Annotated in this window: 7 protein-coding genes and 2 pseudogenes; 3 read left to right on the forward strand and 6 right to left on the reverse strand. The window is 65.9% G+C overall.

Translation table 11 applies throughout. The features are described 5' to 3' along the window. Positions 1-67: 67 nt before the first annotated feature. The 3 genes from pgmG to C8J45_RS16535 all read right to left on the reverse strand — a co-directional run bounded on the left by pgmG (position 68) and on the right by C8J45_RS16535 (position 2,572). On the reverse strand, positions 68-1,435 hold the full coding sequence (gene pgmG, locus C8J45_RS16525) for a phosphoglucomutase/phosphomannomutase PgmG (RefSeq protein WP_107964209.1): 1,368 nt from the start codon (positions 1,433-1,435) through the stop codon (positions 68-70). A 67-nt stretch (positions 1,436-1,502) separates the two neighbouring features. After that, positions 1,503-1,757: a DnaJ domain-containing protein gene (locus tag C8J45_RS16530; RefSeq protein WP_107964210.1), complete on the reverse strand. Its 255-nt coding sequence runs from the start codon at positions 1,755-1,757 to the stop codon at positions 1,503-1,505. Beyond that, the gene (locus C8J45_RS16535) at positions 1,754-2,572 is read right to left on the reverse strand and encodes a division plane positioning ATPase MipZ (protein ID WP_107964211.1); all 819 of its coding nucleotides are present in this window, start codon (positions 2,570-2,572) and stop codon (positions 1,754-1,756) included. The genes C8J45_RS16530 and C8J45_RS16535 overlap by 4 nt, the downstream gene beginning before the upstream one ends. A gap of 75 nt (positions 2,573-2,647) precedes the next feature. Between C8J45_RS16535 and panC the strand changes: the two genes are divergently transcribed. After that, positions 2,648-3,487, forward strand: coding sequence for a pantoate--beta-alanine ligase (panC, locus tag C8J45_RS16540; protein WP_107964212.1), 840 nt, complete (start codon positions 2,648-2,650; stop codon positions 3,485-3,487). A gap of 78 nt (positions 3,488-3,565) precedes the next feature. Continuing rightward, positions 3,566-3,862 (forward strand): sel1 repeat family protein, encoded by a 297-nt coding sequence (locus tag C8J45_RS16545; protein ID WP_107964213.1) that lies wholly within the window; start codon positions 3,566-3,568, stop codon positions 3,860-3,862. 162 nt (positions 3,863-4,024) lie between these two features. Here C8J45_RS16545 and topA read toward each other — a convergent pair whose 3' ends face one another. Next, positions 4,025-6,643 (reverse strand): type I DNA topoisomerase, encoded by a 2,619-nt coding sequence (gene topA / locus C8J45_RS16550; RefSeq protein ID WP_107964214.1) that lies wholly within the window; start codon positions 6,641-6,643, stop codon positions 4,025-4,027. 547 nt (positions 6,644-7,190) lie between these two features. Here topA and C8J45_RS16560 point away from each other — a divergent pair. After that, positions 7,191-7,454, forward strand: a complete 264-nt coding sequence (locus tag C8J45_RS16560; protein ID WP_107964216.1) for a hypothetical protein — start codon at positions 7,191-7,193, stop codon at positions 7,452-7,454. Position 7,455: 1 nt separating this feature from the next. On the opposite strand, the pseudogene C8J45_RS16565 reads toward C8J45_RS16560, so the two are convergent. Then, positions 7,456-7,752: pseudogene (locus tag C8J45_RS16565) on the reverse strand (DNA-protecting protein DprA); the annotation flags it as partial. A 65-nt stretch (positions 7,753-7,817) separates the two neighbouring features. Continuing rightward, positions 7,818-7,936, reverse strand: a pseudogene (locus tag C8J45_RS16570) (IS30 family transposase); the annotation flags it as partial.

The raw sequence follows: 7,936 nt of genomic DNA on the forward strand, positions 1-7,936 counted from the left end.
AGCGCTTCGTTACATCCACCTTTCCAGCTGGGCCCCGGCCTTCGCCGGGGTGGTGCAATTCTCGCGGTTAGCGTCGCGTTACACCGCCTGCCAACAGGTGCGCATCTACCTCGGTTAGCAGCGCATCGAGCGCCGCCTGGTCCTTTGCCTCAGCCCGCACGGTCAGCATCGCCTGCGTGTTCGAGGCGCGGAGGAGCCACCACCCGTTGGCGGTCGTCACCCTCGCACCATCCGTGAGGTCCATCGCCACACCCTCGGATTTCAACCGCGCGATCACCTCGTCGACCACCACGAATTTCCGCGTGTCCTCAACTGGAAAGCGCAGGTCCGGCGTCGCCACCAGCGTTGGCATCGCGTCGCGCAGTTCGGTGAGCGACCGCCCCGACAGATGGACCGCGCGGATCAGCCGCACCGCCGCGTAGTGCGCGTCGTCGAACCCGTAATAGTCGCCGGCGAAGAACAGGTGGCCGCTCAACTCGCCGCCGATCGGCGCGCCGGTGCGGGTCATCGCGGTCTTCATCAGGCTGTGGCCGGTCGGAGCCATCACCGGCTTGCCGCCCAGTTCCGCGATTCGGTCGAACAGCGCTTGGGAAGACTTCACGTCGGCGACGATCGGCGCGCCGGGGTGCTCGCGCAGCGCAGGCTCGACCAATATGGAGAGAATCTGGTCGCCCCAGATCACGCGCCCCAACGCGTCGACCGCGCCGATCCGGTCGCCGTCGCCATCGAAGGCCAGTCCGAAATCGAGGTTCTTTTCCGCGACCAGGCGTTTCAGATCGGCGAGGTTCGACTCTTCGGTAGGATCGGGATGATGGTTGGGAAAATTGCCGTCGACATCGGCGAAGATCACATGATGCTCACCCGGCAGCAATTGCACGAGCTTCTCGATCACCGGGCCGGCGGCGCCGTTCCCCGTGTCCCAGCCGATCCGGTACGCACCGCCCGCATAGCCGGCCATCAGCCGCCCGACATAGGCGTCGAGAACGTCCGCGGTCGTCACTTCTCCCGCGCCTTCGCTCCACGCGCCCGATGCGGCGAGCGCGGCGAGGTCCTGGATGTCGTCGCCGAAAAATGGCGCGTGGGCGTGCACCATCTTGAAGCCGTTATATTCGGGGGGATTGTGGCTGCCGGTTACCTGGATGCCGCCGTCCACTTCTAGCGTCGCTTCGGCGTAATAGAGCATCGGCGTGGAGCTGAGGCCGATGCGGACGATGTCGACGCCGCCTGCGACGAGGCCGGAGACGAGCGCGGCTTCGAGTTCGGGCGAGGAGTTGCGGCCGTCATAACCGACCGCGACGCGCGTTCCGCCAGCGGCGCGGATGCGGGTGGCGAAGCCTCGGCCGATCGCCACGGCGTCAGAGGGGCCTAGCGCTTTGCCGACGATCCCGCGGATGTCGTATTCGCGGAGCGAGGTCGGGTCGAACTGGTGGGTCATGGGCCTGTCTTTCCGTCCGTGCTGAGCTTGTCCTTCGACTTCGCTCGGGACGAACGGCGGTTTGAGGTTAGCGCGCGCGCTTCAGAAGGAGGTCGCGCGCCGCATTCACGCGCCGGGTCAGGTCGGTCGAGCCGCCGCGGTCGGGGTGGACCGAGGCGATTAGGCGGCGGTGCGCGCTGCGGATCGCGTCGGCGTTGGCGTTGCTGTCGATGCCGAGGATGGAGCGCGCTTCCGCTTCATCCGTCACCACGCGCTGCTTGGGCTTGGGGCGAAGGTAATGCCAGGCCAGCCAGATGAAGACGGCGGCGACGATCCACTTCACGCAGCAACGCCCGGCGTCTGTTCCGCCATGACCTCGGGCAGCTGCAACGCCGCCATCATCTCGCGCAGTTCCTGGCGCGCGGCGACATGGCCGAGGCCCATGCTGCCGAATTCCTTGGCGTCGATCATCGTCAGGCCGGCGGGGAACATCTCGCGGTAGATCACGCGCTCGCCGAGTCCCGGGATGATCCGGAAGCCGACGCGCTTGGCCAGTTGAGCGAGTGCATCCGACACGCGGCGCATGTTGCGCGCCTCGATGTGCTGGAGGCGGTTGCGCAGCACGACCCAGTCGATCGTCGTGCCGTCGGCGCGTGCGCGCTGCTTCCGCGCATCCCAGATCAGTTCGGAATAGAAGCTCGGGCGCGTTACCTGATACGTCTCGGGATCGACCTGGCCGATCAGGTCGAAGTCGACGAAGCTGTCGTTCATCGGCGTGACCAGCGTGTTCGACAGCGCCGCGGCGGTGCGCGCGAACGGATCGTCGCGGCCCGGCGTGTCGACGACCAGGAAGTCCGAGCCTTCGCAGAGCGAGTGCCAGAGGTCCTCGAACTGGTCCTCGCTCTGGTCGGACAGCGTCGCGTGGCGCGGCATCGGCAGCACCGAGCCGTTGCGCCTTATCGTCTCGGCGCGGTTGTCTAGATAGCGGCCGACGGTGCGCTGGCGGTGATCCAGATCGAGACACGCGACGCGCGCACCCTTCGCGGCGAGCGCGATCGCGACGTGCACCGCGGTCGTCGACTTGCCGGTGCCGCCCTTCTCGTTGGCGAACACGATCACGTGCGTCGAAGCTTGGGGTGTATCCGGGCCCGTGGCCAACGCGCGTTTCCTTATTGATCGTAACAGTCACCCTTCATAGAAGCCGCGACCGCACTTATCGAGTAGGAGTTTCACGTGGACACCGTCCGGGACCTTAATGCGTTGCGCGACAGCGTCGCCGCCTTCCGTGCGGCGGGGCAGCGCGTCGCGCTCGTCCCGACGATGGGCGCGCTCCACGCCGGCCATGTCGCGCTGATCGAAGCGGCGAAGCGGCCTGGGACGAAGGTTGTTGCGTCGATCTTCGTCAACCCGACGCAGTTCGGGCCGAACGAGGATTTGTCGCGCTACCCGCGGCGCGAGATGGCGGATATCCGGATGCTCGACGAGGCCGGGTGCGACCTGCTCTGGCTGCCGTCGGTCGAGACGATGTATCCCGATGGGTTCGCGACGTCGGTGCGCGTGTCGGGCGTCAGCGACGGCTTCGACGGCGCCTCGCGGCCTGGCCATTTCGACGGCGTCGCGACGGTCGTGTCGAAGCTGTTCAACCAGGTTGGGCCCGATGCGGCGTATTTCGGCGAGAAGGATTACCAGCAGCTCGCCGTCGTCCGGCGGTTCGTGGCGGATCTCGATTTCGCGATCGATATCGTCGGGGTGCCGACGCAGCGCGACGACGACGGGTTGGCGATGTCGTCGCGCAACATCTATCTCGACGACGAACAGCGCAAGCAGGCGGTGGCCCTGCCGCGCGCGCTGGGCGTCGCCGCGCGGGCGATCGCGAAGGGCGAGGACGTCGACTCGGTGCTCGACGATGCGCGGACGACGTTGGTCGGGGCGGGATTTACGATCGATTACGTCGCGCTGGCGGATGCCGAGACGCTGGCGGAGAACCCCGCGGCGGAGCGTCCGCGGCGGTTGCTGGCGGCGGCGCGGATGGGCGCCACGCGGTTGATCGATAACATCGCGATCGAGTTGTAAAGAACGCGCGTTAACCCATTAACCATTTCGTAGCCCGAATCACTGCACTCTGTCCTCACGAACATTGGGGGCAAGACCATGGGCAGCAGTTTCAAGACCGCGAATATTACGATCGAACGTCGTCTGGCGGATGCCGCGCGCGGCGACGACCGGGCGTGTTACGAACTGGGGATGGTGTATTCGACGGGGACTTCGGGTGTCGTCCTCGACCTGATCGAGGCGCATAAGTGGTTCAACCTGGCGGCGGTGTCGGGGAACATCGCCGCGCAGGAATGTCGTGCGGAGATTGCCGAGGATATGACGGCACGGGAAATCTCGGTGGCGCAGCGTGCTGCGCGAGATTGGATGCAGTTGACGCAACGCCGGGCTGCTTAATCCTCCCCGGAACGGGGAGGGGGACCGTTCGCCGCTTGGCGAAGGGTGGAGGGGGATCACCGCGGGCGTAGCGTTCGTGGGGCTTACCTTACGCAGCGGTGCTTTTGGGGAAGCCCCCCTCCACCATCCTTTGGATGGTCCCCTTCCCCTTGCAGGGGAGGATTAGGCTTCGGCTTTCTTCTTTGGCGCGGCTTTCTTGGCGGGGGCCTTTTTAGCCGGCGCCTTCTTTGCCGGAGCCTTCGCTTCAGCCTCGTCCTTGGCCACTGCTGTCTTGGCCGGAGCCTTTTTCGCCGCTGGCTTCTTGGCGGGCGCTTTCTTCTTCTTCGTTGCTGGTGCGGCGGCCGCGCGTGCGTCGATCAGCGACGCCGCTTCCTCGAGCGTCAGCTGATCCTTCTCGATCGACTTGGGCAGCGTCGCATTGGTCGTGCCGTCGGTGACGTACGCACCGTAGCGCCCCTCCATCAGCTTGATCTCCGCCTCGGTGCGCGGATGGTTGCCGAGCACCTTGAGCGGTGCCTGAGCCCCCCGCGCGGTGCGTCCGCCACCCGCGGCCGCTTCGGCGAGCTTCACCACCGCCGCGTTCATGCCCGTCTCGAACACGTCCGCCGTTGTTTGGAGACGCGCATATTTGCCCGCGTGCTTCAGATACGGGCCGAACTTGCCGATCGTCGAGATGATCGGCTCGCCGGTCTCGGGGTGGTTGCCGACCGTCCGCGGGAGCGACAGTAGCTTGACCGCCCACTCCAGGTTCAACTCGCCGATGTCCTTCGGGATCGACGCCATCTTGCGGTCTTCGCCTTCGCCGATCTGCAGATACGGGCCGAAGCGTCCCGACTTGCGCTCGATCGGCTGACCCGTGTCGGGATGCGTGCCGAGCGTCGACGGACCGGCGTCCGCCTCGGCGTCGCCGCCGGGTTGCGCGAAGCGGCGCGTGTATTTGCACTCGGGGTAGTTCGAGCAGGCGATGAACGCGCCGAACTTGCCGCCACGCAGCGCGAGCTGGCCCTCGCCGCAGTTCGGGCAGAGACGCGGATCGCCGCCGTCAGCCTTGGCGGGGAACAGGTACGGCGCGAGGAAGGTGTCGAGTTCGGCGGTGATCGCCGACGGCTGCTGCTCCATCACCTCGTTGGTGCGCGGCTTGAAATCGCGCCAGAACGCGTCGAGCACCGACTGCCACTGCGCGCGACCGCCGGAGACGTCGTCGAGTTCCTCCTCGAGTTCGGCGGTGTAGTCGTAGCCGACGTACTTCTCGAAGAAGCGTTCGAGGAATGCCGTCACCAAGCGCCCGCTCTCCTCGGCGAAGAAGCGGTTCTTTTCGATTCGGACGTACGCGCGGTCCTTGAGCGTCTTGATGATCGACGCGTAGGTGGACGGGCGGCCGATGCCGAGTTCCTCCATCCGCTTGACCAGCGAGGCTTCGGAGAAGCGCGGCGGCGGCTGGGTGAAGTGCTGCTCGGCGTCGACCTTCTTCTTGGCGGGCGCATCGCCTTCGCGCATCCGCGGCAGGCGACGGGCGTCCTCGTCGGCCGAGTCATCCGACCCTTCCTCGTACAGCGCGAGGTAGCCGGGGAAGAGCACGACCTGGCCGGTGGCGCGCAGGATGTTGCGGCCGGTGCCGTCGGCCATCTCGACCGTGGTGCGTTCCATGCGGGCCGACGCCATTTGGCTCGCCAGGGCACGCTTGAAGATGAGGTCGTAGAGGCGCGCATGATCGCCGCCGCCGGCCTTGTCCTTGCCGAAATCGGTCGGGCGAATCGCCTCATGCGCTTCCTGCGCGTTCTTCGCCTTCGACTGATATTGCCGCGGCTTGTCGGGGACATAGCTCGCGTCGAAGCGGTTCGCGACGGCGAGGCGCGCGGCGCTGATCGCGCTCGAATCCATCTGCACGCCGTCGGTACGCATGTAGGTGATCGTGCCGTCCTCGTAGAGGCCCTGCGCGATCCGCATCGTGTGATCCGCCGATAAGCCGAGTTTGCGCGAGGCTTCCTGCTGCAACGTCGACGTCGTGAACGGCGGCGGTGGGTTGCGACCGGCGGGCTTGGTCTCGACCGACTGCACCGAGAAATTGCCGTCCAGCACCGCCTGCTTGGCGCGCAGCGCATCGCCTTCGTTGCCGATCGAGAGGCGATCGAGCTTGTTGCCCTCGAACTGCGTCAGCCGCGAGGTGAAGGCGGTACCGTCATGCTCCATCTCGGCCGTCACCGACCAATATTCCTGCGGCTTGAAGACGTCGATCTCGCGCTCGCGCTGGACGATCAGGCGGAGCGATACCGACTGGACGCGGCCGGCGGACTTGGCGCCGGGCAGCTTGCGCCACAGCACCGGCGACAGCGTGAAGCCGACCAGGTAATCGAGCGCGCGGCGGGCGCGATAGGCGTCGATCAGATCGTCGTCGAGCTCGCGCGGGTTCTTCATCGCCTCGGTGACGGTGGCCTTGGTGATCGCGTTGAAGGTGACGCGCTCGACCTCCTTGGGCAGTGCTTTCCGCGCGCGCAGCACCTCGCGGACGTGCCACGAAATCGCCTCGCCCTCGCGATCCGGATCGGTCGCGAGGATCAGGCGGTCGGCGACCTTGGCGAGATCGGTGATCGCCTTCAGCTGCTTCGACTTGTCCGCGTAATTCTCCCACGTCATCGCGAACGCATCGTCGGGATCGACCGAGCCGTCCTTGGGCGGCAGATCGCGGACATGGCCGTAGCTGGCCAGGACGCGGTAATCGCTGCCCAGATACTTCTCGATGGTTTTGGCCTTGGCAGGCGATTCGACGATGACAAGCTGCATGGGGAAACCAGGGTCCTTACGTGTACGCGTACGAGGGTGACGGCGTCGGGGTAGCCGCGTCAACCCGCAGTGGGTTCAGAGTGACGTGCAAGAGGTGCGGTCGCGGGGGCCGGTTTTCCAGAGGAGCAACCGCGGCGAGGCTGCGATACTCCGTGTTTAGCGTAGTCTCTGCGATCGTCTCCATCGAGGATCGACGCATGCCCGGACCCGCCAGCGGCCCGGTACCGTGTTCGTGCGAACCAGGGCCATCGGCCTCAATGCAGGGTATTTCCCGGATTAATTGATCCAGGTTCGTCAGTTACCGCGATGATATGATAAGAAGTCATCAAACCTTACGTCTGTGTTCTACCGATGCGGCCGTACGGTGCGTGGTAGTCGAGACCGTGAACCTGTCGACGTTGCGGAACGGCTCGGACGGATTTCGCCGGGCATACTGGTTCCCCACGCGGATCGCGTCCTTTCGCGCAGGGATCGACGTCCGGCGGGAACTTCACGGCGCGGTGACGATCGTTCGACGGTCTCTCATCACCGAGGCGGGAGAGGCATCGTGACCAACGACGCCTTGACCGTTGCTCGGTGGAAATGCTCGTTTCTTGCCAAGCGGATCGTCGCGTTGCGCGAGCAGGTCGCGCAGTCGTCCGTGCTCGACGAGATAAAGCTGCACCAGAACGAGCTGGACGTCTTGATCGCCACGATCGCGCGGGATTGCGGCGAGGATACAGCGACCGGCGATCCGCAAGCCGACCCAGGCGAGGACGTTTCCGCAGTCCCTGCTCCTGCCGCCGCCCCGGGACCGAGACTGGTCGGTTAGGTCAGCTGAGGCTCGCCCGGCCGCCGGCATGGCGTTCGAGGCGGCCGCCCAGTTCGAGTTCGAGCAATACGGTGTGCATGACCGCGGGGCTCAGGCGCGACTGGCGGATGAGCTCGTCGATCGCGACGGGGACGGGGCCGAGCAGGTCGGTGATCCGGCGGCGGTCGGTGTCGCTTACATCTTCGGGGGGCGAGGCGGCGTAGGCGTCGATCGGGGAGCGGACCGAGCGCGGGTCGAACGGGCGGATCTGTTCGAGGATGTCGGCGGCCGATTGCACTAGCGTGGCGCCTTCGCGGATCGGCGATGGTGCGCAAAAAACTCGGGTCGCTGCTTACCACTGAACGTCCGCTAACGCCGGTGGGTTCAACGGGTGGCTGCAACATGCTGGGCGAACATTTCAGCCGGTGTCTGATACATCAAGGTCTTTCTGGGGCGCTCGTTGAGCTGGCGAGCGATGGCGCTGAGTTTGGCCTGGCTGTGGA

The organism is Sphingomonas sp. PP-CE-3G-477, assembly GCF_003050745.1.
In the GTDB taxonomy this organism is placed as follows: Bacteria; Pseudomonadota; Alphaproteobacteria; order Sphingomonadales; family Sphingomonadaceae; genus Sphingomonas.